The following is a 25,208-nucleotide window of genomic DNA, read 5'->3' as shown; positions in this document are numbered from 1 at the left end:
GAATCATGATGAGCACGACAATCCAACCCACGCAACGATCCCGCCTTATTGCCATCGCCGTCATCGCCGGTGCCACCGTGCTGGGCGGCTGTGCCGACATGTCCGGCACGCAGCGCGGTACCGCCACCGGTGCCGGCATCGGTGCCGGACTTGGCGCCATCCTCGGCGCCTCGACTGGTGGCGGCGGCGGTGGCCGCACTGCAGGCGGTGCCGTACTCGGTGCAGCGGCAGGGGCCGCGATCGGCAACGTCTGGTCGACCCGCATGGAAAACCAGAAGCAGGCGATGGAACAGGCGACCAGGGGCACCGGCGTGCAGGTCACCCAGACGGCCGATAACCGGCTCAAGCTGGCCATTCCGAGCGATATTTCGTTCGACACCAACCGCTCGGATATCAAGCCCGATTTCCGTCCGGTGCTGGACCGCTTCGGCAACAGCCTCAATGACAACCCATCGACCGTCGTGACCATCATCGGCCACACCGATAACACCGGCAGTGCCGCCATCAACGATCCGTTGTCGGTCGACCGCGCCGGCAGGACCCGCGACTATCTGATCAGCCGTGGCGTCGCACCGTACCGCTTCACCATCGAAGGCCGCGGCGAAAATGATCCGATCGCCTCCAACAACGACAGCACCGGGCGCGCACGCAACCGGCGCGTAGAAATTTTCGTGGCAGAACGGCAGCAATAGAGACTTGCCGGCATCGACTTGATCAACGATGCCGGCAATACCTGCAATACCCGCCGTTCTTTTGCACGCAAGCCGTAGTGGCATGACACACTGCGGGCCAGCTTTCCCGCCCGCTCCATTGATCCGATTGCATGCTGACTCTACTTGAACGTATTACCGCCCATCCTGTCAGCGATGACATGGGCGCGCTGGCCGAACTGGTCGCCCTGATCCGTCCGCCCGAACCCGACCAGGGCGCAGTCGCAACCGCCCGGCTGCGCATGCTGACCCAGCTCATCAAAGGCAACCCGGCGCACGGCGCGGCATTGCGCCATTACCTGTTGCATGTGCTTTCGCAGCGCCGCCACACGACGCTCTACACCGATACCGGCATCCTGCCGAGTGACGGTTTTTTCACCGAACTGTTCCGCCGCTTGTCGTTCCGCGTGCTGCCGCCGGCGATCGATACGCTCTACCTGAGCGACTGCCTCGACCGCATCCTGTGCGTCAAGACCGACTATCAATGGTTGCGCCTGATCGCGCCGGCCGACTGGTTGATGCTGTTTGATGTGATCGTCGCCAGCGATGTCGCCTCCACCGACACCGCCCTGCGCAGCGACCGCATCGACCGTCGCCTTGCGCACGTCGAATTGCTCGAAGCCATACAGACCCTGTCGCACCGGATCAGCGCCATGGGGCTGGAGCCGGCACTTGTGCGCATCCATCCTGATCTCGAAAAATTCGAATCGCCTTTCCTGGTGCAGAACGCCGAAGTCCATGCCTTCCTGGCCAGCGCAATGCAGCAGACCGATGGGGCGATTGCTCCCGCCGGTGATGCCGGCCATTTGCTGGTCATGCTCGATCAGTGCGACAACATCATTGCGCGCATCCGCAAGAACGCGCTGCATCGCGGTACTAGCGTGGCGCTGACTTATCTGCTGGTGCGCCTGACTCAGAGCATAGACCGGCTGCGTCGCCTGCTGATGCTGGTCGACCTGAAACCGGCCGATGGTCAGCTGCCCTGGAGCGCCGAACGGCGGCAACTGGCGCTCGATCTGGCGCTGGATATGGCGCAAGGACACAACCGCAAGTACGCCGTGCGCGAACTGTTTTCCGCCAACATCCACCTGCTGGCGCGCAATGTTACCGAGAACGCCAGCCACACCGGGGAGCATTACATCGCCGATGATCGTGTGGCTTACGGCACGATGTTCCGGTCGTCGGCAGGTGCCGGCTTCGTCATCGCTTTCATGGCACTGATCAAGATTTTACTGGCGACCCTGCGCAGCGCGCCGCTGGTCGAAGCCTTCCTGTTCAGCCTGAATTACTCGCTCGGCTTCATGCTGATCCACCTGCTGCACTTCACGGTCGCCACCAAGCAACCGGCCATGACCGCCGCACGCATCGCCGCCGACCTGCACGCCAACGACAACCGCACGATTGGCATCGATAGCCTGGCGGACCTGATCGTGAAGGTGCTGCGCACGCAATTCATTGCCGTTCTCGGCAACCTGATGACAGTCTTTCCGACCGCGCTGACCATCGCCATGGTGTGCTTCGCGCTCAACGACCACCAGCTGGTGTCGGCCGACAAGGCGCAGCATCTGCTGCATGACATCAACCCGTTCACCAGTCTGGCTCTGTTCCATGCGGCGATTGCCGGTGTCTGCCTGTTTTTGGCCGGCATGATCTCGGGCTATTTCGATAACCGCGCGGTCTATACCCGGATGGCGCAGCGAATACTGCAATTGCGCAGCTGGCGTCGCGTCTTCGGGCCGGCCCGCCATACGCGGGTGGCGGCCTATCTCGAAAAAAATCTGGGCGGGCTGATGGGCAACCTGTTTTTCGGTGTGCTGCTGGGCTCGATCGGCACCTTCGGCCAGCTGATCGGCTTGCCGGTGGATATACGCCACGTTACTTTTTCTGCGGCCAATCTGGCCATTGCGCTGGTCGGACTGGATTTCCAGGTGAGTGTGCCAGTGCTACTGACCTCGTTGTTCGGCATCGTTTGCATAGGCATCACGAATCTGCTGGTAAGCTTTGGCCTCGCCCTGTTCGTGGCACTGCGTTCGCGCCAGGTCCGGTTCAGCCGGGGCGGCGCACTGGTCAGGGCGCTGCTGGCAAGAATGGTGCAGCGCCCGCTTGATTTCTTCATTCCCCCGAAAAAAAGGACAACGCCGCAATGACAGTGGTTAGCTCACACAAAGGATGCAATACATGCAAGTAGCAGTGATAGGCGGCGGTGTTTTGGGGGTCAGCACAGCGTATTTCCTGGCGGCCGCCGGCCATGAAGTGGCACTCATTGAGCGACGCAGCAATGTCGCCGAGGAAGCCAGCTTTGGCAATTCCGGCCTGGTGGCACCCGCCCTGTCGGCCCCGTGGGCCATGCCCGGCATGCCGGGAAAACTCTTTGCGCAGTGGTTCCGGCAGGAGTCGCCGATCGTATTGCGTCGCCGGCTCGACCCGGCGCTGTGGCGCTGGGCGCGGCGCTGGATGACCGAATGCGATGCAGAACGCTTCCGCATCAACAAGCTGCGCCTGCAGCGCATCGGCTTCTACAGCCGCGACGTACTCGAACAATTACGCCTGCACTACAACATGGATTACGAGCAGACCGTCGGTCATTTGCAGCTGTTTCGTGGTGCCCGCGATGTCCTGCTGGCGCAACCGCTGCTGACCTTGCTGGCTGAAATGGAGGTTCCTCACAACGTGCTCGATGCCGATGCCGCGCGGCTGCTGGAACCCGCGCTGTGCGCCGCCACGCCACTGACTGCCGCCCTGCAGTTTCCGCAGGACGAAGCCGGCAACTGCGCGCTGTTTGCCAAGCAACTGAAAACCATCGCCCAGTCGCTCGGCGTGACCTTCCTGTTCGGCAAATCGGTCGACCGCATAGAGCGCATCGACAACCGCGTCGCCTTGCACATGGAGGGCAACAGCTTCACTGCCGATGCGGTCGTACTGACAGCCGGCATCGAAAATCCCACCTTGCTCAATGAGCTCGGCGTACGCTTGCCCGCGTTGCCGGTACAGGGCTACAGCGCTACCTGCAGCATCCGTGATTTTGATGAAGCACCGCTGGCGTCGCTGACGGACGATACCTACAAGACCACCATCACACGCTTCGGCAACCGCGTGCGGATCGCCGGCGTACTCGATCCTGGCGCACGTTCACCGGAGGTGCCGGAAGCCGCACAGCGTACCTTGCGCAAGGTCGCCACCGACTGGTTTCCGAATGCCAGCAACTACAACAACGCCACGCTCTGGAGCGGCTTGCGCACGATGCTGCCCGATGGCGTGCCGGTCATGGGCGCCACGCCGGTTCGTAACGTCTATGTCGGTCTCGATGACGGTGCCAGTGGCTGGACCACCGCGCTCGGCACCGGCAAAATCCTGTCGGATCTCGTATCGGGCCGCACGCCGGATATCGATCTCGATGGCTTGACGCTATCGCGGTTCGGCTGATTTATGCACGCCCTTTACAGCGTCGCCGCGCTGCGCCGGATTGAACAGGCAGCGCTGCAGCAAGTACCTGCCGGCACGCTGATGCAGCGCGCCGGCCTGGCGACCAGTTCGGCCGCGCTGGCGCTGCTGACGGTGACACCGGTTGCGGCCAGCATTCTGGTTCTGGCAGGCCCGGGCAACAATGGCGGCGATGCGCTCGATGCCGCGGCCCGACTGGCCGAAGCGGGCGCGAGTGTCAGCATTCACCTGTGCGCCGATCCGGAGCGCTTGCCCGCTGACGCGCAAGACGCCTTGCAGCGGGCACGCCAGTCGACGGCCGTCTTCGTCGACGCGCTCCCGCCGGTGCACTGGTCGCTGGTGATCGACGGCTTGTTCGGCATCGGTCTGGCCCGGCCGATAGCTGGCGCGATGGCCGACCTGATCCGCATGATCAACCGGCTCGACCTCACCGTGCTGGCCATCGATGTGCCCAGCGGGCTCGATGCCGACAATGGCGCACTGGTCGGCGACGTCGCCATCCGCGCCAGCCACACGATCACGTTCATTGGCGACAAGCCGGGTCTGCACACGCTGGCCGGACGCGAACAGGCCGGCACCATCTTCGTCGAACCACTCGGTATCGATGCTGCGCTGTACGAATCCTGCGCGCTGGAATTGTCCGGCCCGGCCTTGTTTGCATCTGCCGTCCACACGCGCTCGCATGCTTCCCACAAAGGCAGTTATGGCGACGTGATGGTGCTCGGTGGCGCGGACGGAATGACTGGCGCGACCATTCTTGCTGCGCGCTGCGCGCTGCACGCGGGCGCCGGCAAGGTGCATGCCGCATTCATCGGCAGCGTACCGGCCTTCGATCCGCTGCATCCGGAACTGATGTGCCGCAGCGCCGGCAACATCGATTTTGGCAAGGCCGTGCTGGTCGCGGGTCCGGGTCTGGGTACCGGCACGATGGCCGCCGCGTTGCTGCTGCGGATCTTGCAGAGCAGCCAGCCACTGGTGCTGGACGCCGATGCCCTCAATCTGGTTGCCGCCGATCCGGCCTTGCAGCAACGGGTTGCGCGCCATCCGGCGACGGTGCTGCTGACGCCGCATCCGCTGGAGGCAGCGCGCTTGCTCGGTTGCACGGTCGGACGGGTGCAGGCCGACCGCACTGCCGCCGCTGCGGCGCTGGCGGTACGCTTGCAGGCGGTGGTAATTCTGAAGGGATCAGGCAGCATCATTGCGCGGCCCGATGGTCACATGGCGATCAATCCGAGCGGCAATCCGGCGCTGGCCAGTGGCGGTACCGGTGATGTGCTGGCCGGTTTATGCGGGGCGCTGCTGGCGCAGGGGTGGCCGGCCTGGGAAGCCGCAACCGGAGCAACCTGGCTGCATGGTCATGCAGCCGATGTACTGGTGCGCGACGGCCACGGCCCGATCGGACTGAACGCCGGTGAATTGCTATTGCAGATACGCCGTGAACTCAATCTGCTCAAGCCACTCCGTCAGAACACGTTCATGCCGTTGCGGGTTGAACCAGCCGGCCCGCCGCAATGGTGATCGTGCTACCGCAGCGCGCTGCAATCAGTCGATCATGCGTCACCAGCACCAGCGTCGATTTACGCTCGCGATTGAGTTCGAACATCAGGTCGATGACGGCCTCGCCGGTGGCGGCGTCCAGACTCCCGGTGGGCTCGTCGGCAAACAGCAGCGGTGGTTCGGTCACGAAAGCGCGTGCCAGCGCGACGCGTTGCTGTTCGCCGCCCGACATGAATTTGGGATAGTGCCTGACCCGGCTTTCCAGCCCGACCCGGCCGAGCATGGCTGCTGCCTTGTCCCTGGCGTTATCGTCACCACGTAGCTCCAGTGGCAGCATGACGTTTTCGAGTGCAGTCAGATGGCCGAGCAACTGGAAGGACTGGAACACGAAACCCAGCTTGGCCATGCGCAAACCGGCACGGCCATCTTCATTGAGGGCGAACAGATCGACGCCATCGAGCAAAATGGTGCCGCTGGTGGGTGTATCGAGCCCGGCCATCAAACCGAGTAGCGTCGATTTGCCCGAACCGGAGGCACCGACAATGGCCAGTGTGGCACCTGCCGGCACGGTAAAATCGATGCTGTCCAGTATCGTCAATTCACCGGTCGCATCAGTGACGCGTTTGGTCAGCCGTCTGGCTTCAATGGCAAGTGGCACGGCAAATGCAAGATTCGGATCAACATTCATATTGGAAAGTTCAGGCATGCGTATAGAGTCAGTAAGAAATCGGGGATTGAGGCAGTGGGCGCGCGTGGCAGTGTTGGTTGCCGTGGCGATGTGTACAACGAGCGCTTATTCTGCATCAAAAGCAGTGCTTGTGCTCGGTGACAGCCTGTCTGCCGAGTACGGACTGGCGCGTGGCGAAGGCTGGGTTGCGTTGCTCGAACAACGTCTCAAAGAGTCTGGCATCGATGTCACCCTGATCAACGCCAGCATCAGCGGCGAAACCACCAGCGGTGGAAAAACACGCTTGGCGGCCCTGCTAAGCAAGAACCAACCGGACGTCGTTGTCGTCGAACTCGGTGCCAACGATGGCTTGCGCGGGCTGGCTCTCGGCGATACCCAAAAAAACCTGCGCGACATCATCAACGCCTCCAAAAAATCCAAGGCCCGTGTCGTGCTGGTTGGCATGCAGCTGCCGCCGAATTACGGTACCGATTACACCAAGCGCTTTGCAGCGATCTTTCCAACGCTGGCCAAAGAAACCAGATCGTCGCTGGTGCCGTTCATGCTCGATGGCGTGGTCAGTCAGCCGCAGCTGTTCCAGGCCGACCGCATCCATCCGACCGCGCAAGCCCATCCGATCATCCTCGACAACATCTGGCCGCAACTCAAGCCGCTTTTAAGCAAATGAACCCATGAAGTATCCTGCCCTGCTCCCCTTTGCTGAACTGCTGCCGCGACTGGCCGAATTCGATGCCATCATCGATGTCCGCAGTCCCGGTGAATTTGCCGAAGACCATTTGCCCGGCGCGATCAATTGTCCGGTCCTCGATGACGCCGAGCGCATCCGCATCGGCACCATGTACAAACAGATCAATGCGTTCGAGGCCAAGAAAGTCGGTGCCGCGCTGGTCGCCCGCAATATCGGCACGCACATCGAGACCGTCTTTGCCGACAAGCCGAAAGACTGGCAACCGCTGGTCTATTGCTGGCGTGGTGGAAACCGCAGCGGTGCGCTGGCACACATCCTGGCCAAGATCGGCTGGCCGGCGATCCAGCTCGATGGCGGCTACCGGGAATTCCGCCGGCATGTCAACACCAGCCTGCCGGAACTGGCGGCACGGTTTTCCTATCGGGTCGTTTGCGGCACCACCGGCAGTGGCAAGAGCCGCTTGCTGCAGACACTGGCCGCCCGTGGCGCGCAAGTACTTGATCTGGAGCAGCTGGCCGAACACCGTGGCTCGGTCCTCGGTGGCTGGCCCAGCGCACCGCAACCCAGCCAGAAAATGTTCGAAACCCGGCTGTGGCAGGCGCTCAGCGCCTTCGACCCGGCGCGCGAGGTCTTCGTTGAATCCGAAAGCAAGAAGGTCGGCAATGTGCGTGTGCCGGAGCAGTTGATGGAGCGCATCCGTGCGTCGCCCTGCATCGCGCTGGGATTATCGCAACCTCATCGGGTGCAATTGCTGATGCAGGAATATGACAACTTCGTTGATGCGCCCGAGACGCTGGCGGCCCAACTCGAATGCCTGGTGACGATGTATGGCAAGGAGCGCATCGGCGTCTGGCAGGCAATGGCGCGCGAGGGCAAGTTGCCGTTGCTGGTCGATGAATTGCTGGTCCAGCATTACGATCCGGCCTATCTGAAATCGATAGAGCGCAACTTCAGCCAGTACACGCAAGCCTTTGCGCTGGAATTGCCGGATATCTCGCCGGAGGCATTTGACGCGGCGGCGCGGCAGTTGCATCCGGCCTGATCGCTCCTACTCAGGCGAGTGTCCGGTCAGACCCGCGCGCGGCGACGGATGCCGTCATCGTCAATTGCAGCGACGGCAACGACCCACCGGCGCGGTAATTAAAACTGACCTGCAGCACGTCGCCGGCGAGAACCTCGACCGGTGCATCGAGCGGCAAAATCATGAAATTATTAAGCCAGTCGATCGTGGTCTGCTGATCCACCAGCACCGCCAGAATGTTCTTGGTGATGAAGCGCAGCGAAGTCACGGTGCCGCTGTGCGCCATCATGAAATCGCCGCACCAGCGGATCTCCGGATCGACGTCAGTCTGGAAATCCATCGTGCTGTAGACCTGCGGTCCGGCCATTTCAAGGGTGTCATCGGCTTCACGTGTCAGCTCGCGAAATTGCACGATAGGCGCATTGAAACCCTCGAAGTCATAGTCCAGCTGCAAGGGCTGCACCGCCATGATGACGGCATCCGGCACAAACAAGGGTAGCGGTCCGCCAAAGCGGGCCAGGTAGCGCTGCTTGAATGAGGCCATTACGTCGACCTGTTTTTCGCGCAGCATGCCGACATGGATCATTTCGCAAATCACGACATCGACCGGCTCCGGCGGCAGATACTCGAACGCGTCTGCCTGAACCACCTCGATCTTGTGGCCATGGGCGTTACGCGACAGCAAACGACGCGCCTCGTCGACCATGTCCGGATTGAATTCGACGCACCAGACTTTTTCTGCCGTCGCGGCGGCAAAAAATGACAGAACGCCAGTGCCGCCACCCAGCTCCAGGACTTTCGCGCCGGGAAAGACGACCTGGCTGATCGCCTCCTTGAAGCTCTTCATCCGGCGCTGATCCATCAGCATGTTGTGATGGTAGTGCAGCGGGATGAATTGTCCGAGGTAGCAGCTCTCGATGTCACGTTCGGCAAGCATCGGTGTTTCCTGGTTGATCGTCTCGCTGCGAGTATCCATGTCTGCCCCTGAATCGATTTTGTGAGCAGAGCTGTTTTTCTGCAGGTATTTGTTATGGACCGAACATTAGCTAAAGTTGCCCAAATGTACAATTCGTTTCTTCGCCCCTGCTACTGACCAGACCATGATGGCTACCGCGCGCTCCTTGCTTGTCGACCTTTTCGCCTGCGCAAGCGTGCTGACGCTCAGCGCTTGTGCCAGCCTGCCCAGCGTGCACTACCTCGATCCGGCACTGACTGCGCCGCGCACCGTCAGCATCGAGAATTCGCGCGGCAACAATCTTTCGCAAGCCAATGTCAAGGCGATGCTGGACCGGCGCCTGCGTCATTCCGATGTCGACCTGCAAGCCAGGGCGGCGCTCGAAGAAGCCGCCACCGGCAGTCCGCTCATCGCCGGCAACCAGGTGACGCTGCTGTATGACGGCCCGCAAACAATGACGGCCATGATGGCCGCCATCAAAGATGCGAAGAACAGCATCAACCTCGAAACCTATATCTTTGATCAGGATGAGCTAGGCCTGCGATTTGCCGACCTGCTGATCGCCAAGCAGATCGAAGGCGTGACCGTCAACATCCTGTACGACAGCATCGGCACGATCAACACACCCCGGGAATTTTTTGAACGGATGCGGCTGGCGGGCATCCGTCTGCTGGAATTTAACCCTGTCAATCCGCTGGCGCGATCCGGCAGCTGGGAACCCAACAACCGCGATCATCGCAAGATACTGGTGGTCGATGGCCGGATAGGCTTCACCGGCGGTGTCAACATCAGCAACACCTATTCGCGCAGCTCCCTGTTTCGCTCGAAATCGCGTGCCGGTCAGCAAACCGGCTGGCGCGACACGCATATCCGTATCGAAGGACCGGCCGTGGCAGCGCTGCAGATGGTGTTCATTGACGGGTGGGAAAGTCAGCATGCCGGCGAACTGATTGACCGGAATTATTTTCCACGATTGGCCCCGGCCGGCGAGCGCATCGTGCGGGTACTGGCCAGTAGCCCCGACAGCAATCATGCGATTTACCGCGCCTATGTCATGGCGATGCAGCAAGCCACGACATCGATCCATCTGACGGCGGCCTATTTTGTTCCGGACGTACAGATTGTCGAAGCGCTCAAAAATGCGGCGGCACGCGGCGTTGATGTCAAGCTGGTCTTGTCGGGCGCGACCGATAGCGGGCTGGTGCGCCATGCGGGGCAGTCGTTTTATGCGCAATTACTGGCAGCGGGCGTCAAGCTTTATCAGCTCAAGGTGTCGGTACTGCATGCCAAGACTGCGGTCATCGACGGCGTCTGGTCGACGGTTGGCTCGACCAATCTCGATACCCGCAGCTTTCTGCATAACAATGAAATCAATGTGATCGTGCTGGGCGACGAATTTGGCGCGAGCATGGAAAGCGCTTTTGCGGAGGACTTGCGCGGTTCGACAGAAGTGACCATCGAGAGTTGGGGACAGCGGCCCTTGTCGGACCGGATCAAGGAGTTTGCAGCGCGGACGCTGGAGTACTGGTTGTGACGGGCGGGCTGGCATGTTGCCCGCCCGCCGTAGTGTGACTTTTTAGACCGCGTCCGAGCCGGTTTCGCCGGTACGGATACGCACTACCTGCTCGACATTCTGGACAAAGATTTTGCCGTCGCCAATCTTGCCCGTGCGCGCTGCCTTGATGATCGCATCAACCGCCGCTTCCATGGCGCCGTCATCGACAATTGCCTCGACTTTTACCTTGGGCAGAAAATCGACCACGTACTCTGCACCGCGATACAACTCGGTATGGCCTTTTTGCCGGCCGAAACCCTTGACTTCGGTCACGGTCAGGCCGGTAACACCGACCTCGGCAAGCGCTTCGCGCACTTCGTCGAGCTTGAATGGCTTGATGATGGCGGTAATCTGTTTCATGGTAGGTCCTTAAATGGGCTGACGCGATGACGGTAACAATGGTGATTTGATTTTAAACTAGCCGCGAAATGTCGAGGTGATCGGATAGCGCCAGTCGCGCCCGAACGCACGGTGCGTGACGCGGATACCGACCGGCGATTGGCGGCGCTTGTATTCGTTGATTTTGATTAAATGCGTGATGCGGCGGACATCTTCGGCCTGAAAACCGGCGGCGATAACGTCGTCGACGCTGCGATTTTCTTCCATGAACAGCTGCATGATACCGTCGAGTACCTCGTACGGCGGCAGCGAATCCTGGTCGGTCTGGTCGGGCCGCAATTCGGCCGACGGTGCGCGGGTCAGGATGCGCTCGGGAATCACCGGAGAAATCGCATTACGGTACGCACAGAGCCGGTAGACCAGCGTCTTGGCGATGTCCTTGAGCACCGCAAAACCGCCGGCCATGTCGCCGTACAGCGTGCAATAACCGACCGCCATTTCGCTCTTGTTGCCGGTAGTCAGGACGATCGCTCCGTGCTTGTTCGACAGCGCCATCAGAATCGTGCCGCGGATGCGCGCCTGGATATTTTCTTCGGTGGCATCCAGCGGTAATCCGGCGAAGTCGTCAGCGAGCGTGGCAAGGAAGGCATCAAAGCAGTTGCCGATGGCAATTTCATCGTAGCGCACGCCGGTGCGCTGCGCCATGTCGCGCGAATCGATCCAGGAGATTTCTGCCGTGTACGGCGACGGCATCATGACGGTACGCACCTTGTCGGCACCGAGCGCATCGACCGCAACGGCCAGCGTCAGTGCCGAATCGACACCACCCGACAAGCCCAGCAGCACCCCCGGAAAACCATTTTTGCCTATGTAATCGCGCACTCCGAGAACCAGTGCCTGATACACCTGCGCCTCGACCGACAAGCGAGGTGCGAACTTGCCAGGTAATGGCGTGGCGCCGTCGAACTCGACGAGTTGCAGGTCTTCGTCGACATGGCTGAGCTGCGCTTGCAGCTGGCCGCTCTGGTCCATCACGAACGAATTGCCATCAAAGATCAGCTCGTCCTGGCCGCCAACCAGATTGACGTACACCAGCGACAGTCCCTGCGCACAGACATTGGCGCGCATGATGTCGTAGCGCAAGTGCAGCTTGTTCATGTGATACGGCGAGCCATTCGGCACCAGCAGCACTTGTGCACCAGCGGCGCGAGCCAGGGCCGGGGCCCGATCGAACCAGGTATCTTCGCAAATATTGATGCCGAAAGTCACGCCCTTGATTGTCAGGACACAGGCTTGATCGCCGCTGGAAAAATACCGTTTCTCGTCGAACACCGCATCGTTGGGCAGTTCCGACTTGCAGTAAGTCGCTACGATCCGGCCATCGGCAAGCACGACGACGGCATTGAACCGTACGCCGTCTTTCAGCAGCGGCAATCCGACCAGCACATGCAGTCCGGCGAACACCGCCAGGTCGGCAGCCAGCCCGGCGACTTGCTCAGCCGATTGTGCGTAAAATGCATCGCGCAGTAACAGATCTTCAGGCGGATAACCAACCAGCGACATTTCTGGCGTGATAACGATATCGGCACCCTGTCCGGCCGCACGTTCGGCAAACGCAAAAATTCTTGCGCGATTGCCGCTGAGGTCGCCGACGGTACTGTTAATTTGTGCGATGGCAACTTTGACTGTCATGAGGTCGATTCTTCTGGCAAAAAATTCAAGCGGATAGGCAACGTGATCACTAGGGGATCGCTGATTGTGACATCCGGATCAGCTGGCTACATTCATTTGAAACAAAGATCACATAGGGGAACCCGTGAATTATCGCACGCAAATCATCTCTTCCCTGAGTACCGTCGGCCAGCCTGCATGGGATGGCTTGCTGGCACTACAGGGCGATGCCAACCCGTTCCTGTCGTATGCATTTCTCGACGCCTTGCATGAGACCGGCTGCGCCTCGATCGACTCCGGCTGGCAGCCACAATTCCTGACGCTATGGGATGACACGGACGCGCTGCCGGTACTGGTTGCCGCAATGCCGCTCTACGCGAAGATGCATTCCTACGGCGAATACGTGTTCGACTGGGCCTGGGCCGATGCCTACCAGCGCCATGGGCTCGACTATTATCCGAAACTGCTGTCATCGATCCCTTTCACGCCGGTCACCGGCGGCCGCCTGCTGGCGCGCGATGACGGTGCGCGAGCGGCGCTGGTCGAGGCTTTATGTGCGATACAAGTCAACAGTCAGGTCTCGTCAACCCATGTGCTGTATCCGCCCGAGGCACAGGCAAGCCAGCTCAAGGAAGCCGGTTTCATGTTGCGGGCAGGTGTGCAGTTTCATTGGCTCAATCCGGGCTATGCCAGCTTTGATGCCTTCCTCGACACGCTGGAGCGCAAGAAGCGCAAGAACATCCGCGCCGAGCGCCGCAAGGTCGCCGAGCATGGCATTATTTTTCGCCAGGTGGCCGGCAACGATGCCACGGCCGCCGACTGGGAGTTTTTCAATCGCTGCTACGCGCAGACCTATGTCGAGCATCATTCGACGCCGTATCTGTGCCTCGACTTCTTCCTGCGCATCGGGGCAACGATGGGACACAACATCCTGCTGATCATCGCCCAACGCGCCGGCGTACCGATCGCGGCATCGCTGGTCATCCACGATGGCCATACGCTGTACGGCCGCTACTGGGGGGCCATTGCCGACGTGCCCTGCCTGCATTTCGAGACCGCGTATTACCAGCCGCTGGAATACTGCATCGCCAACGGACTGGCCTGTTTCGAAGGCGGAGCGCAAGGCGAGCACAAGATGGCGCGTGGCTTCCTGCCGCAAAAAACCTGGTCGGCGCACTGGCTGGCGCATCCCTCGTTTTCGGACGCCATCGAACGCTTTCTGGAACGCGAAACCGGCGGTATCGAGTCCTACATGGACGAACTGCACGAACGTAATCCGTTCCGTACAACAAATGGCTCTGAACCGGACAAGCAGATTGACGGCGGCCCGCCTGCACAGGTAGCGTAAGTTACGTCTACTCTGCAATGCCCCGCCATGAGCCTGTCCGATACCGCGCGCCCGCCAATGCCATCCCGTCACCGGATCGGCCGCTACCACCTCACCCGTGAACTGGGGCGCGGAACACTGAGCACCGTGTATCTCGGTCATGATCCGGTCATCGATCGTGCCGTGGCGATCAAGGCACTCCATCACGCACCGGCCTCGCCCGGCCGCCGCAGACAGGAAAGCCAGCTGATCAATGAAGCGCGTGCCACGGGCAGGCTGTCGCATCCGCACATCGTGACCATCTTCGAAGCCTCCAGCGAGGGTCCGGATACCTACATCGCCATGGAGTATCTGAAGGGCAGCGCGCTGAGCACCCTGCTGGCAGCCGGCCACCGCTTCGAATTCGACGCGATTGCCACCATCTGCTGGAAACTGGCTGATGCCCTCGACCACGCCCATCACCACGATGTCGTGCATAGGGACATCAAGCCAGCCAACATTTTTCTGGTCGGCGATCATCAGCCCAAACTGGTCGATTTTGGTATTGCACGGGTACCGGACCGGGCTGGTTCCAGCGACAATCCCGAGACACTGTTTTGCCACAATCTGCTCGGCACGCCGAATTACATGTCGCCCGAACAGGCCAGCGGTCAGCAGGTCGACCACCGCACCGATCTGTATTCGCTGGGTGTCGTCATGTACCAGATGCTGACCGGACAGACACCTTTTCAGGCCGTCGAGACTGCCGCGCTGTTGCAGCTCATTGCCAGCGCCACGCCAGCCCGGCCGCACGCGCTCAATACGTCAATACCGAGAACATTGTCGCGCATCGCCATGAAGGCCATGCACAAGCAGGCAGACAAGCGCTATCAGGATGCCGGCGAACTGGCCCGCGATCTCAAGCGCTACCTGGTCTATGGCAAACGCACGCGGCGACGACTACGCATGGGGCTGAGCGAGTCGGGCGATGGCACGACCCACCGGCGCACGCGACTACTGCAAAGCGCGCTGCTGGCGTCCTGCGCGGCGCTGACCGGCGCGGTAGCAGTGCTGCTATTGCGCTAAGCTCACTGGCCGACCCGGCTCAGTGCGGCGTCAATGCGGTGATGACCTGTCCCTTGAGCATCTTGATCAACGCAGTTTCGTCCGGAGGAACCCCCTCCGGCGCAACATGGATCCGGTCGGCATAGACCAGGCCGAATGACTTTCCCGTGATCAGCAAGGGCAAGACAATGAAGCTGCGGGCATCCGGCAACAAACTGCGATGCCAGGCAGGAATAAGAGCGGCAATGTTGGCTGCGCTGGCATCGGAAATCAGTAAATCAGCATCATTAGCCAGTGCCAGACCAAACAGATCACGGCCATCACTGAGTGAAAACAGGAAGTCGGACCGGGCCGACACCGGCAAATTTCCCAGCGATAAACGCGCGCGGTATTGACCGCTGCGCGGGTCGCGCACGCAGATGGTCGCGAAACGGAAACCCAGACTGTGGTGCAGCGTCTCCAGCACCAGCAGCATCAGATCATTAACCTTGCAGCGGCCCGACGCCATCATTTCGGTCACATCTTTCACGCCAGCGAGCAACAAGTCCCGTGAATTGTGCGGCTTTCCGCTGGGGTGACAGGTCTCGGCGGACATCTCCAGTTCCGGCCCGGCGTGCATCATGATGTCGGCCGGCAGTATCGAGTCTGACAGCACGGCGGCAGGTCGCGCTGCGGGTACTGGCGTGCAGACATTCGCGTCGATCAGTGCGTGGCTCTGCTCTGTGACCGTTTTGTACAACGCCACCATCGCGGCCTGATCCAGTCCCAGCGCCGGGCCGAACTGTTCCAGCAACAGGCGACTGGCCGTGTCGCCGGCCGGATCACGCTGCTGGAAAATCAACGACGCAGCGCTAGTGCTGAACGCAGCCACTTGTTGCAACCATTCAGGCCGGCTTTTTGCGACTTTCACCGGACCGGATGGTAACGGTGCCAGCGCCTTGACGATGCTGTCCGGTATCTGCCAATCGTGCAGCACGACTTCGGCCAGCGCTTCAAAACTGCACCCCATGCAGGCCATCGATGCCCGACCCGCCGACAGCTTATCGGCACCCATCAGCACAAGGATCTCCTTGTACAACGCGTGGTCGTGCGACGCCACCAGCAAGCGGCCCATGTTCTTGAACAGGGCGGCAACGGCGGCTTCTTCGGAATCCTTGAAATGACTGCGTCGCGCCAATTCGCGGCCGACGATGCTGGCGCACAGGGCCTGCGCCAGTTCGGCACGCACATCCTGTGCATGTTTGCCGGACATGCCTTCGACCAGCAGCATCGCCAGCGCACTGGTTTTGACGGCATCGAAGCCGAGCATAAAAATCGCCCGCGAGATCGTCGTCACCTGCCCGCCGGCCGCGGCGCGATACCCGACCGTATTGGCAAGGCGCAGTATCTTCTGGGTCAGCCCCGCATCGGACAACACGAAATGGGCCAGGTTACGCACCGCTTCATCGCCGGAAGACGCCAGCTGGACGACTTGCGAAATGGAGCTTCCGAGTGCCGGCAAGCTAGGGTTACTGGCGATCTTTTGCAATAGGTCTTCACGAACCCGGGTCGTGTCGATACGGGCAATAGCAGGATAAACAGCGGTCATGGACGCAGTCACCGGTAGCGGTTCAATGGAGGGCACGGCCGCGCGAGGCGACTCCTGCCGGGATTTGATGATGCCGTATCCGCTCAGGATTGTCGATACTGCACGGCAATCTGCAGCGAGTGTTTCATTTCCGTTGCGCAACAAGCCAAAAGTGCCGATGTCGCCGGTGACGCTTTTCAGGGCGGTCCGTTGGCACACCGTACAATCTATCCTTCAATCACACGGCTACCGTCATGCAACCCACCGATATCCTGCTTGCCCTTGCCGTCGTCATCATCTGGGGATCGAACTTCGTCGTCATCAAGCTCGGCCTGCAAGGCTTGCCGCCCATTCTGTTCACGACGCTGCGTTTTCTGTTCGCGGCACTGCCGCTGGTGTTTTTTGTCAAACGACCGGCACTGCCGTTTCGTTTGCTGGCGGGCTTCGCGCTGTTCCAGTTCGCGCTTCAGTTCACCTTGCTGTACTCGGGGATCGAGCTGGGTTTCCCGCCGGGACTGGCGTCGCTGGTCATCCAGCTGCAAGTCTTTTTCACGATCGGTCTGGCGGTCCTGCTGCTCGGCGAGCGACCGCACTTGCCGCAAATCGCCGGTGCCCTGATTGCGCTGGCCGGCATGGTCCTGGTGGCATCGCAGCTCGATGCGAAACCGACCGTGATCGGTTTCTTGATGGTGATTGCCGCCGGAATATCGTGGGCTACGGCGAACATTTTTTCAAAGCAGATGGGCAAGGTCAATGCCATTGAACTGGTGGTCTGGGCCTCGCTGCTGGCGGTACCACCACTGGTCGTCGCTTCGCTGCTGATCGAAGGGTTCGATGCCTGGGTCAAGGCGGCTAACCAGTTGAACTGGACCTCGGCCGGCGCCATCCTATTCCAGTCGTATCCGAACACGCTGCTCGGCTTCGCCATCTGGTCGATCCTGATGCGCAAATATCCGACCTCGACGATCGCCCCGTTTGCCTTGCTGGTGCCGGTCACCGGCATGCTCAGCGCGACCATCCTGCTGGGCGAACCGATGCAGTGGTGGAAGATCGTCGCCGGCGCAATGGTGCTGGGTGGTCTGGGCGTCAACCTGTTCGGCGGTCGCGCCGTGCGGTGGCTGAAGCTGCAAATACCTTGACGCCGGCAGGCTTTGCCGATCTGCGCGAGACTAGCGCCTTTCGTACCTGACAATTCTTCATGGCTGACCTGATCGTTGCCCGTCCCGAGGGCCTGTATTGCGTGCCGGGGCAGTTCTATATCGACCCGTGGCGCGCGGTCGATCGCGCCGTCATCACGCATGGCCATGCCGACCATTCACGCACCGGGCATGGCCACTATCTGGCGACGGCAGCTGGTGCCGGCATCCTGCACAGCCGGCTCGGCAAAATCAATCTGCAGACGCTGGCGTATGGCGAAACACTGCTGCACAACGGCGTGACAATTTCGCTGCATCCGGCCGGCCATGTGCTCGGCTCGGCGCAAGTGCGGCTCGAATACCGCGGCGAAGTCTGGGTTGCCTCGGGCGATTACAAGGTCGAGGCCGATGCCACCTGCGCGGCCTTCGAACCGGTTCGTTGCGACACCTTCATTACCGAATCGACATTCGGCCTGCCGATCTATCGCTGGCAGGCGCAGCAGGAGATCTTTGACGAGATCAACCACTGGTGGCGCGACAACGCCGCCGATGGCCGCGCCAGCGTGCTGTTCTGCTACTCATTCGGCAAGGCGCAGCGCCTGCTCAGTGGCGTCGATCCGGGCATCGGACCGATCATTTGTCATAGCGCCGCCGAACCGCTAAACCGTGTCTACCGCGAAGCCGGCGTCGCCCTGCCCGACTCGCTGCTGGTGACCGAAGTTGCCGATAAATCCGACCTGAAACGCGCATTGGTACTGGCCCCGCCGGCGACCGCAGGCTCGCCCTGGCTGAAGCGCTTTGGCGACTATAGCGATGCCTTTGCCAGCGGCTGGATGCTGTTGCGCGGCGCACGACGACGGCGCGCGGTCGATCGCGGCTTCGTCTTGTCGGACCATGCCGACTGGCCCGGTCTAATGCAGGCGATCAAGGAGACCGGTGCGCAGCGCGTCATCGTCACGCACGGACAGGTTGCCGTGATGGTGCGCTGGCTGCAGCAAAACGGCTTGCAAGCCGGTGCCTTCCAGACCGAATACGGCATCGAGGAAGACGATGCCAAACCGGAACCGGCGGTGGGCCATGCGTGAATTTGCCAAGCTGTACGACGCCCTCGATGCGACCACCTCGACAAACCGCAAGCTGGCGGAACTGGTCGCATATTTCCAGGTAGCCGCGCCGGAGAACGCGGCCTGGGCCGTCTACTTCCTGGCCGGTGGCAAGCCGCGCCAGGCGGTGCCGACCAAGCTGTTACGGCACTATGCGACCGAAGCGGCCGGCCTCGATGACTGGCTGTTCGACGAGTGCTATCACGCCGTCGGCGATCTGGCTGAGACCATCGCCCACATCCTGCCGGCACCGCAGCGCCGCAGCGATCTTGGCCTCGCCCAATGGATGGCCGAACGCATCACGCCATTGCGCGGTGCGGCACCGGAGACGATCCGCAGCGCGATGCTGGCGTACTGGGATGAACTGACCCCGCGCGAACGCTTCCTGCTGGTCAAACTGATCGGTGGCGGTTTCCGGGTCGGCGTGTCGAAGTTGCTGGTCACGCGCGCGCTGGCCGGAGTGGCCGCGCTCGACAGCAAGCTGATCGCGCAACGGCTGATGGGCTGGACCGACGCCCGCCAGCGGCCTGACGCCGCGCGCTTTCTCGCATTGGTGGCGCCGACCTCGGATCAGGAACAGGCACTGCGCGGCGGCCAGCCGTTCCCGTTTTTCCTGGCGCATCCGCTGCAGGCCGAACCGGTGACGCTTGGTCCGATCACCGGCTGGCAAGTCGAATGGAAATACGATGGCATCCGCGCACAGCTGGTACGCCGCGATGGCCAGAGCTGGCTCTGGTCGCGCGGCGAAGAATTGATCAGCGAAGGCTTCCCGGAAATCGCCGCCATCGCCCTGCCCGACGGCACCGTCATCGATGGCGAAATCCTGATCTGGGGCAGCGACACCCATGCCTCCTTCTCCGAACTGCAAAAGCGCATCGGCCGCAAGACGCTCAGTCCCAAATTGCTGGCGGAATTGCCGGCGGTGCTGATCGCCTATGACGTGCTCGAACATGACGGCATCGACCTGCGCCAGCAGCCGCAATCGGTGCGCCGCACCTTGCTTGAGCAGGTCGTCGCCGGCGCCGGTTCGGACCAGCTGAAATTGTCGCCGCTGATCGTCGCTGCCGGCTGGGAAGCATTGGCTGCGATACGCACGCAATCGCGTGCACGCGCCGTCGAGGGGATGATGCTCAAGGCAGTCAACGCGCAGTATGGCGTCGGCCGGACCAGGGAGGTCGGTATCTGGTGGAAATGGAAAGTCGATCCCTACAGCGTCGATGCAGTCCTGATCTACGCACAAAGCGGGCACGGCCGGCGCGCGTCGCTCTACACCGATTACACCTTTGCGGTGTGGGATGTGGCAGACGATGGCAGCCGCACGCTGGTGCCGTTTGCAAAAGCGTATTCAGGCCTGACCGATGCCGAGATTGCATTGATCGATGCCCGCATCCGCAAGACCACCATCGAGAAATTCGGCCCGGTACGCAGCGTCACGCCGACGATGGTCTTCGAGATCGGCTTCGAAGGTATTGCCCGTTCACCGCGCCACAAATCCGGTATCGCGGTGCGTTTTCCGAGGTTGCTGCGGATACGCGATGACAAGCCGGTCGACGAGGCCGATACCTTGCAGACGCTGATCGGCTTGCTGGGCTGACGGCAGTGGCAGCGCTTATTGCTCTGCCCGGAACACCACCACGTGATCAACATCAAGCCGGATACCGATGCGCTCGCCAATGGCGTGATCGTGGTGGCTGGGCACCAGCGAGAGCACCTGCGCACCACTGGCAAGCCGGAGGGTGTAGAGAAATTCAGCGCCGCGAAATGCCTTGGCCAGTACTTCTGCCTGCAGCAGGCTGGCATCGTCATGCACGACATCATCGGGACGCAGCAGCACCGTGACGCGCTTGCCTACCTTGCGCGCGATAGCGTCAGCATTACCGCCTGCCAGCATCTCGCTTGACAGAATACCCAACTCGATCTCGATCCGGCTGGCGCTGATGACCTCGCCCGGCAAGAACACGCCCTGCCCCACGAAATCAGCGACAAAGCGGTTAGCCGGCTGGTGGTAAAGGTTGTACGGCGTATCCCATTGCTGGATACGGCCTTCGTGCATGATGCCGATCTCGTCGGCGATGGTGAATGCCTCGTGCTGGTCGTGCGTGACCAGGATGGCAGTGGTGCCCTCGGCGGCAAGGATACTGCGTACTTCCAGCGCCAGCCGCTCACGCAATTCCACGTCTAGGTTAGAGAATGGCTCGTCGAGCAGCAGCAGTCGCGGACGCGGTGCCAGCGCTCGCGCCAGCGCGACCCGTTGTTGCTGACCACCTGACAATTCATGCGGGAATTTATTGTCCTGGCCGGCCAATCCGACGGTGCCTAGCAGCGACAGCACCCGCGCCTGTCGCGCGGAAGCAGAAAGACCACGTAAGCCGAACCCGATATTGGCCGCCACGGTCAGATGCGGAAATAGCGCGTAATCCTGGAACACCATGCCGATACGGCGCTGCTCGGCAGGCACGTGCGAAGCGGGACCGCTGAGGACTTCGCCGGCTACGCGGATTGTGCCGCCACTGACCGTCTCGAATCCGGCGATGCAACGCAGCACGGTCGTCTTGCCGCAACCGGATGGACCGAGCAGACAACCGATCGCACCGGGGGCAAGTCGCAAGGACAATTCTTCGACCACTTTTTGCGCGCCATAGGCGTAAGTCACGTCCTGCAATTCCAGCAAAGCCATCGTGCCGCCCGGGTAATAGAGAGCGTCAATTATAATTCGTCTTTTAATACAGGCTTATTTTGCAGACCATGACGTCAACTATTGCGCCTGTCGCACCCCGTCGGCAGTGGTCACTATTAGTCGTGCTGGCGGTCATCATCGCGGCACTGGTGGCATTACCCATCCTTAGCGTCGTGGCCAACCTGTTCGCCGCCGGTGACGGCTCGGATACCTGGGAGCATCTTGCCTCGACGGTCCTGCCGACTTACATTGCCAACACGCTGATCCTCTGCGTCGGTGTATCGATCGGCGTGATGCTCGTCGGCGTCTCCACGGCCTGGCTGGTCAGCGTGCATACCTTTCCGGGGCGACGCATTTTTGAGTGGGCCCTGGTTCTGCCGATGGCCGTGCCGGCCTACGTGATGGCATACACCTATACCGATTTCCTGCAATTTGTCGGACCAGTACAAACCTGGCTGCGCGATGGTCTGGGCTGGCAACCGGGGCAATACTGGTTTCCCGATGTGCGCACCCTGGGTGGTGCAATTGCCGTCTTCATTTTCGTGCTGTATCCGTATGTCTATCTGCTGGCCCGTGCCGCTTTCATCGAACGCGCCAGCGGCATGCTCGAGGTTGGCCGCTCGCTCGGACTGGGAGCCTGGCAAAGCTTTTTCCGCATCTCGCTGCCACTGGCCCGGCCGGCGATTGCCGCCGGAGCCTCGCTGGCGCTCATGGAAACGCTGGCTGATTACGGCGCCGTATCGTACTTCGGCGTACCCACCTTCACGACCGGTATTTACCGCGCGTGGTTTTCGTTGGGCGACCATATCGCCGCGGCGCAACTGGCGACCGGCTTGCTGTGTTTTGTGGCGCTAATTCTGTTTATCGAACGATTTTCGCGCGGCCGTGCGCGCTTCAATAACACGACCGGCCGCAATCGACCGCATGCGGGCAGGCGTCTGCAGGGCTGGAAAGGAATTGGCGCAATGCTGTTCTGCGTGGTGCCGCTCACGCTCGGTTTCCTGTTACCAGCGGGCTTGTTGCTGCGCATGGCGCTCAACAGTGGCGACGCCCAGTTTGGCGCGCGCTTCCTGGTTCTGGCGCGCAACAGTTTCATCCTTGCCACCGTCACGGCGCTGATCGCGGTGCTGATCGCCGTCTTGCTGGCCTACAGCGCACGGCTGTCGCGCCGGGCCTGGCCGGTGCTGCTCAACCGCACGGTCGGTCTTGGCTATGCATTTCCTGGTTCGGTGATTGCCGTCGGTGTGCTCATTCCGGTAACCCGGCTGGATGCGTGGATGGCCGCCAGCATCCTGTCGTGGACCGGGCAAAATCCCGGCTTGCTGCTGACCGGCGGGATTTCGGCGCTGATTTATGCCTACCTGGTGCGCTTCCTGACGGTGTCGCTACAAACAGTCGAAACCAGCCTGAGCAAGATCACGCCGTCGATGGACGATGCTGCCCGCTCGCTCGGCTACGGCCAGACCGGTACGCTGTGGCACATCCATCTGCCGCTGCTGCGCGGCTCGCTGCTCACGGCTGGCTTGCTGGTATTTGTCGATGTGATGAAGGAACTGCCGGCTACGCTGGTGATGCGGCCGTTCAACTTCGATACGCTGGCTACGCAGGCCTTCACACTGGCCTCCGACGAGCGGCTGGCCGAGGCCTCGACGGCTTCGCTGGCGATCGTTGCAGTGGGTGTGTTACCGCTGGTGCTAGTGTCGTGGCAAATTACGCGGAGTAAAAAAGGCGGATAAAAACCCTCCGGCGGAGCACACTCTCCATTGACCGGTGCTTGCCGGTACAAGGACAAACACCGCTGCCGCCACCGCGCCACCCGCGGTGGCCACGTTCTGGAAAACTTTGACTACAGAGAAAGTGCCGACCGCGTGTCCGTCATCGAATCCATCAAGGTCTGGGCCCGACGCATCAAGCAGGATGCCGTGATGCTCTGGTTTGCCCGACGGCATCCGGACACGCCCTTGCTGGTCAAAGCGATCTGCCTCCTGACGGTAGCGTACGCGCTGAGTCCGATAGACCTGATTCCGGACTTTATCCCGATCCTCGGCTATGTCGATGACGCAATCCTTCTGCCAGCGCTGATATGGCTGGCGGTCAAGTTGCTGCCCGGGCAGGTTGTTTGCGATTGTCGCCGGCTGGCAGAAGCGTGGATGGCGCGCGAAAATGCGAAGCCGACCAGTCGTGCGGGCGCGGTCGTCATCGTCGCCATTTGGCTGGCTGGCCTGTATTGGTGCTGGTGGTATGTCTTTCGACACTGAACCCGGCGCAAGTGACCGTGCCGGACACCAAAATGCCCCGCAAGTCGTTGTGACTTCGGGGCATAAGGACATCCGCATCGCTCTTCGTAAATCCTCGACGAGGCTTGACCGGAGTCCTGCTAATTCGAGCTAGCCGGCTTTACTGCCAGCCGGCCCGATCGTAAATCTTCTGTACTTCATTCTGGTTCTTCGCCAGCACCCCGACATTGAGCGTCTCCGGTTTGAACTTGCCCATCTGCTCAAGGGCAGGATTGCTCACCTTGACACTGGTGACGACCGGCCATTCATTGTTGCCATCAGCAAAATAGACTTGTGCCTGATCCGAGGAGAGGTATTCGAGGAACTTCACCGCAGCTTCCTTGTGCGGCGCGTTTTTCAGCATGCCGCCACCGGAAATATTGACATGCGTGCCAGTCGTCGCCTGATTCGGCCAGACTATGCCAACTGACGCCATGACCTTGCGGTCTTCCGGCTTGTCCGAGCGCATCAGACGTGCAACGTAATACGAATTGGCCAGTGCCACGCCGCATTCGCCGGCAGCAACCGCTTTGATCTGGTCGGTATCACCGCCTTTGGGTGAACGGGCAAAATTATTCACCATGCCCTTGGCCCAGGCGCTGGTTTTTTCTTCGCCCTGATGGGCCAGGAATGAGGCGCCCAGGGACAAGTTGTAAGGATGCGAACCGGAACGCACGCACACCTTGCCCTTCAGCTTCGGATTAGCCAGATGTGCGTACGTCGGGAAGTCAGCCGGATTCATGGCGGCCTTGTTATAGACGATGACGCGAGCGCGGGTAGAAAACGCATACCAGTCTTCGGTGCGCAGGTTGGCCGGAATGCGCTCTGCCAGCAGCGTCGAACCGGTTGGAGCGAACAGGCCGAGATCATCGGCTTTCGCCAGACGCGCCGCATCGACGGTAATGAAAACGTCGGCCGGACTGTTAATGCCTTCGTTCTTGATCCGCTCCAGCAATTCGTTTTCGCCGGCTTCGATACGGTTGATCTTGATACCGGTTTGCTTCGTGAAATTCGCGTACAACGCTTCGTCGGTCTGGTAGTGCCGCGCCGAATACACGTTGACGATATTTTCCTGCGCGGTGGCGGGAATCGCCGCCAGGAGGAACAAGGATGCTACTGCTGTGCCAATTGAATTCATGGAGCCCGCCGTTAATGATAGGAAGCCTAGCGTAGCAAAGATTGCCTGCGAATGCAAACCACTCGCATCTGCGCGGATTCGACCATCGGGGAACCCGCCGGAGACGGCAGTGGCGTCGCTTATAATGCGACGCTTCACCAAGACAAGGATATTTTTGTGGACGTTAAAGATAGCAATGGCAACCTGCTGGCGGACGGTGATTCAGTCAGTCTCATCAAGGACTTGAAGGTCAAGGGCACCTCGGTCACGCTCAAACGCGGCACGGTGGCGAAAAACATCCGGCTGACCGATGATCCGGAAGAAGTCGAATGCAACGTCGACAAGGTCAAAGGACTGGTCCTGAAAACCTGTTTTCTGAAAAAAGTCTGACTGTCA

At 60.9% G+C, this 25,208-nt stretch carries 22 protein-coding genes; 15 read left to right on the top strand and 7 right to left on the bottom strand.

Annotated features, from left to right (window positions below):
• Nucleotides 1–8: 8 nt before the first annotated feature.
• The 4 genes from RHM62_RS10875 (at nucleotide 9) to RHM62_RS10860 (ending at nucleotide 5,669) form a co-directional block, all read left to right on the top strand.
• Nucleotides 9–692: an OmpA family protein gene (locus tag RHM62_RS10875; RefSeq protein WP_322125388.1), complete on the top strand. Its 684-nt coding sequence runs from the start codon at nucleotides 9–11 to the stop codon at nucleotides 690–692.
• Between the two features lie 131 nt (nucleotides 693–823).
• On the top strand, nucleotides 824–2,857 hold the full coding sequence (locus RHM62_RS10870) for a site-specific recombinase (RefSeq protein WP_322122121.1): 2,034 nt from the start codon (nucleotides 824–826) through the stop codon (nucleotides 2,855–2,857).
• A gap of 31 nt (nucleotides 2,858–2,888) precedes the next feature.
• On the top strand, nucleotides 2,889–4,133 hold the full coding sequence (locus RHM62_RS10865) for a D-amino acid dehydrogenase (RefSeq protein ID WP_322122120.1): 1,245 nt from the start codon (nucleotides 2,889–2,891) through the stop codon (nucleotides 4,131–4,133).
• A gap of 3 nt (nucleotides 4,134–4,136) precedes the next feature.
• Nucleotides 4,137–5,669, top strand: a complete 1,533-nt coding sequence (locus RHM62_RS10860) for an NAD(P)H-hydrate dehydratase (protein WP_322122119.1) — start codon at nucleotides 4,137–4,139, stop codon at nucleotides 5,667–5,669.
• On the opposite strand, the gene RHM62_RS10855 is transcribed toward RHM62_RS10860, so the two are convergent.
• On the bottom strand, nucleotides 5,626–6,336 hold the full coding sequence (locus tag RHM62_RS10855) for an ABC transporter ATP-binding protein (protein ID WP_322125387.1): 711 nt from the start codon (nucleotides 6,334–6,336) through the stop codon (nucleotides 5,626–5,628). The genes RHM62_RS10860 and RHM62_RS10855 overlap by 44 nt on opposite strands.
• Nucleotides 6,337–6,352: 16 nt before the next feature.
• On the opposite strand from RHM62_RS10855, the gene RHM62_RS10850 reads away from it, so the two are divergent.
• Nucleotides 6,353–7,003, top strand: coding sequence for an arylesterase (locus tag RHM62_RS10850; protein WP_416172253.1), 651 nt, complete (start codon nucleotides 6,353–6,355; stop codon nucleotides 7,001–7,003).
• Between the two features lie 4 nt (nucleotides 7,004–7,007).
• On the top strand, nucleotides 7,008–8,066 hold the full coding sequence (gene mnmH / locus RHM62_RS10845; RefSeq protein WP_322122118.1) for a tRNA 2-selenouridine(34) synthase MnmH: 1,059 nt from the start codon (nucleotides 7,008–7,010) through the stop codon (nucleotides 8,064–8,066).
• Between the two features lie 10 nt (nucleotides 8,067–8,076).
• Here mnmH and RHM62_RS10840 read toward each other — a convergent pair whose 3' ends face one another.
• Nucleotides 8,077–8,982, bottom strand: a complete 906-nt coding sequence (locus RHM62_RS10840) for a methyltransferase domain-containing protein (RefSeq protein WP_322125385.1) — start codon at nucleotides 8,980–8,982, stop codon at nucleotides 8,077–8,079.
• 166 nt (nucleotides 8,983–9,148) lie between these two features.
• Between RHM62_RS10840 and cls the strand changes: the two genes are divergently transcribed.
• On the top strand, nucleotides 9,149–10,534 hold the full coding sequence (cls, locus tag RHM62_RS10835; RefSeq protein WP_322125384.1) for a cardiolipin synthase: 1,386 nt from the start codon (nucleotides 9,149–9,151) through the stop codon (nucleotides 10,532–10,534).
• A 42-nt stretch (nucleotides 10,535–10,576) separates the two neighbouring features.
• On the opposite strand, the gene RHM62_RS10830 is transcribed toward cls, so the two are convergent.
• Both RHM62_RS10830 and RHM62_RS10825 read right to left on the bottom strand, forming a co-directional pair.
• The gene (locus tag RHM62_RS10830) at nucleotides 10,577–10,915 is read right to left on the bottom strand and encodes a P-II family nitrogen regulator (protein WP_322122117.1); all 339 of its coding nucleotides are present in this window, start codon (nucleotides 10,913–10,915) and stop codon (nucleotides 10,577–10,579) included.
• Between the two features lie 57 nt (nucleotides 10,916–10,972).
• Nucleotides 10,973–12,586: an NAD+ synthase gene (locus RHM62_RS10825; RefSeq protein ID WP_322122116.1), complete on the bottom strand. Its 1,614-nt coding sequence runs from the start codon at nucleotides 12,584–12,586 to the stop codon at nucleotides 10,973–10,975.
• Nucleotides 12,587–12,710: 124 nt separating this feature from the next.
• Between RHM62_RS10825 and RHM62_RS10820 the strand changes: the two genes are divergently transcribed.
• Nucleotides 12,711–13,913 carry a GNAT family N-acetyltransferase gene (locus RHM62_RS10820; RefSeq protein WP_322122115.1) on the top strand — a complete coding sequence of 401 codons (1,203 nt, stop codon included), beginning with the start codon at nucleotides 12,711–12,713 and terminating at the stop codon, nucleotides 13,911–13,913.
• 27 nt (nucleotides 13,914–13,940) lie between these two features.
• On the top strand, nucleotides 13,941–14,957 hold the full coding sequence (locus tag RHM62_RS10815; RefSeq protein WP_322122114.1) for a serine/threonine-protein kinase: 1,017 nt from the start codon (nucleotides 13,941–13,943) through the stop codon (nucleotides 14,955–14,957).
• Nucleotides 14,958–14,976: 19 nt separating this feature from the next.
• On the opposite strand, the gene RHM62_RS10810 is transcribed toward RHM62_RS10815, so the two are convergent.
• A complete protein-coding gene (locus RHM62_RS10810; RefSeq protein WP_322122113.1) occupies nucleotides 14,977–16,524 on the bottom strand; it encodes an HDOD domain-containing protein in 1,548 nt (515 codons plus the stop codon).
• A 233-nt stretch (nucleotides 16,525–16,757) separates the two neighbouring features.
• On the opposite strand from RHM62_RS10810, the gene RHM62_RS10805 reads away from it, so the two are divergent.
• From RHM62_RS10805 to RHM62_RS10795, 3 genes are read left to right on the top strand one after another with little or no spacing between them, the layout of a single operon-like run.
• A complete protein-coding gene (locus RHM62_RS10805) occupies nucleotides 16,758–17,642 on the top strand; it encodes an EamA family transporter (protein WP_322122112.1) in 885 nt (294 codons plus the stop codon).
• Between the two features lie 59 nt (nucleotides 17,643–17,701).
• On the top strand, nucleotides 17,702–18,724 hold the full coding sequence (locus tag RHM62_RS10800) for a ligase-associated DNA damage response exonuclease (RefSeq protein WP_322122111.1): 1,023 nt from the start codon (nucleotides 17,702–17,704) through the stop codon (nucleotides 18,722–18,724).
• Nucleotides 18,717–20,336 (top strand): ATP-dependent DNA ligase, encoded by a 1,620-nt coding sequence (locus RHM62_RS10795; RefSeq protein ID WP_322122110.1) that lies wholly within the window; start codon nucleotides 18,717–18,719, stop codon nucleotides 20,334–20,336. Before RHM62_RS10800 ends, RHM62_RS10795 begins: the two co-directional genes overlap by 8 nt.
• Nucleotides 20,337–20,351: 15 nt before the next feature.
• Here the strand turns inward: RHM62_RS10795 and RHM62_RS10790 are convergent, their stop codons facing one another.
• Nucleotides 20,352–21,419, bottom strand: a complete 1,068-nt coding sequence (locus RHM62_RS10790) for an ABC transporter ATP-binding protein (protein ID WP_322122109.1) — start codon at nucleotides 21,417–21,419, stop codon at nucleotides 20,352–20,354.
• 68 nt (nucleotides 21,420–21,487) lie between these two features.
• Here RHM62_RS10790 and RHM62_RS10785 point away from each other — a divergent pair, with 68 nt between their 5' ends.
• Nucleotides 21,488–23,155, top strand: coding sequence for an iron ABC transporter permease (locus tag RHM62_RS10785; protein WP_322122108.1), 1,668 nt, complete (start codon nucleotides 21,488–21,490; stop codon nucleotides 23,153–23,155).
• A 132-nt stretch (nucleotides 23,156–23,287) separates the two neighbouring features.
• Nucleotides 23,288–23,677, top strand: a complete 390-nt coding sequence (locus tag RHM62_RS10780) for a YkvA family protein (protein WP_322122107.1) — start codon at nucleotides 23,288–23,290, stop codon at nucleotides 23,675–23,677.
• A 139-nt stretch (nucleotides 23,678–23,816) separates the two neighbouring features.
• Here the strand turns inward: RHM62_RS10780 and RHM62_RS10775 are convergent, their stop codons facing one another.
• Entirely contained in the window at nucleotides 23,817–24,833 is a 1,017-nt protein-coding gene (locus tag RHM62_RS10775) for a Fe(3+) ABC transporter substrate-binding protein (RefSeq protein ID WP_322122106.1), read from the bottom strand.
• Nucleotides 24,834–24,884: 51 nt separating this feature from the next.
• Here RHM62_RS10775 and RHM62_RS10770 point away from each other — a divergent pair, with 51 nt between their 5' ends.
• The gene (locus RHM62_RS10770) at nucleotides 24,885–25,202 is read left to right on the top strand and encodes an alkylphosphonate utilization protein (RefSeq protein WP_416172252.1); all 318 of its coding nucleotides are present in this window, start codon (nucleotides 24,885–24,887) and stop codon (nucleotides 25,200–25,202) included.
• Nucleotides 25,203–25,208 lie beyond the last annotated feature (6 nt).

Origin of the sequence: Actimicrobium sp. CCC2.4 (genome assembly GCF_034347385.1) — a bacterium.
Classification (GTDB): domain Bacteria; phylum Pseudomonadota; class Gammaproteobacteria; order Burkholderiales; family Burkholderiaceae_D; genus Actimicrobium.
Note: the sequence above shows the minus strand (reverse complement) of the source record. Positions and strands in the feature narration are given on the sequence as shown.

Excerpts from the sequence above, each read along its gene's own strand:
- RHM62_RS10875 (WP_322125388.1), top strand. The coding sequence starts at position 9 with ATGAGCACGACAATCCAACCCACGCAACGATCCCGCCTTATTGCCATC.
- RHM62_RS10870 (WP_322122121.1), top strand. The coding sequence starts at position 824 with ATGCTGACTCTACTTGAACGTATTACCGCCCATCCTGTCAGCGATGAC.
- RHM62_RS10865 (WP_322122120.1), top strand. The coding sequence starts at position 2,889 with ATGCAAGTAGCAGTGATAGGCGGCGGTGTTTTGGGGGTCAGCACAGCG.
- RHM62_RS10860 (WP_322122119.1), top strand. The coding sequence starts at position 4,137 with ATGCACGCCCTTTACAGCGTCGCCGCGCTGCGCCGGATTGAACAGGCA.
- RHM62_RS10855 (WP_322125387.1), bottom strand. The coding sequence starts at position 6,336 with ATGAATGTTGATCCGAATCTTGCATTTGCCGTGCCACTTGCCATTGAA.
- RHM62_RS10850 (WP_416172253.1), top strand. The coding sequence starts at position 6,353 with ATGCGTATAGAGTCAGTAAGAAATCGGGGATTGAGGCAGTGGGCGCGC.
- mnmH (WP_322122118.1), top strand. The coding sequence starts at position 7,008 with ATGAAGTATCCTGCCCTGCTCCCCTTTGCTGAACTGCTGCCGCGACTG.
- RHM62_RS10840 (WP_322125385.1), bottom strand. The coding sequence starts at position 8,982 with ATGCTTGCCGAACGTGACATCGAGAGCTGCTACCTCGGACAATTCATC.
- cls (WP_322125384.1), top strand. The coding sequence starts at position 9,149 with ATGGCTACCGCGCGCTCCTTGCTTGTCGACCTTTTCGCCTGCGCAAGC.
- RHM62_RS10830 (WP_322122117.1), bottom strand. The coding sequence starts at position 10,915 with ATGAAACAGATTACCGCCATCATCAAGCCATTCAAGCTCGACGAAGTG.
- RHM62_RS10825 (WP_322122116.1), bottom strand. The coding sequence starts at position 12,586 with ATGACAGTCAAAGTTGCCATCGCACAAATTAACAGTACCGTCGGCGAC.
- RHM62_RS10815 (WP_322122114.1), top strand. The coding sequence starts at position 13,941 with ATGAGCCTGTCCGATACCGCGCGCCCGCCAATGCCATCCCGTCACCGG.
- RHM62_RS10810 (WP_322122113.1), bottom strand. The coding sequence starts at position 16,524 with ATGACCGCTGTTTATCCTGCTATTGCCCGTATCGACACGACCCGGGTT.
- RHM62_RS10805 (WP_322122112.1), top strand. The coding sequence starts at position 16,758 with ATGCAACCCACCGATATCCTGCTTGCCCTTGCCGTCGTCATCATCTGG.
- RHM62_RS10800 (WP_322122111.1), top strand. The coding sequence starts at position 17,702 with ATGGCTGACCTGATCGTTGCCCGTCCCGAGGGCCTGTATTGCGTGCCG.
- RHM62_RS10795 (WP_322122110.1), top strand. The coding sequence starts at position 18,717 with ATGCGTGAATTTGCCAAGCTGTACGACGCCCTCGATGCGACCACCTCG.
- RHM62_RS10790 (WP_322122109.1), bottom strand. The coding sequence starts at position 21,419 with ATGGCTTTGCTGGAATTGCAGGACGTGACTTACGCCTATGGCGCGCAA.
- RHM62_RS10785 (WP_322122108.1), top strand. The coding sequence starts at position 21,488 with ATGACGTCAACTATTGCGCCTGTCGCACCCCGTCGGCAGTGGTCACTA.
- RHM62_RS10775 (WP_322122106.1), bottom strand. The coding sequence starts at position 24,833 with ATGAATTCAATTGGCACAGCAGTAGCATCCTTGTTCCTCCTGGCGGCG.
- RHM62_RS10770 (WP_416172252.1), top strand. The coding sequence starts at position 24,885 with ATGCAAACCACTCGCATCTGCGCGGATTCGACCATCGGGGAACCCGCC.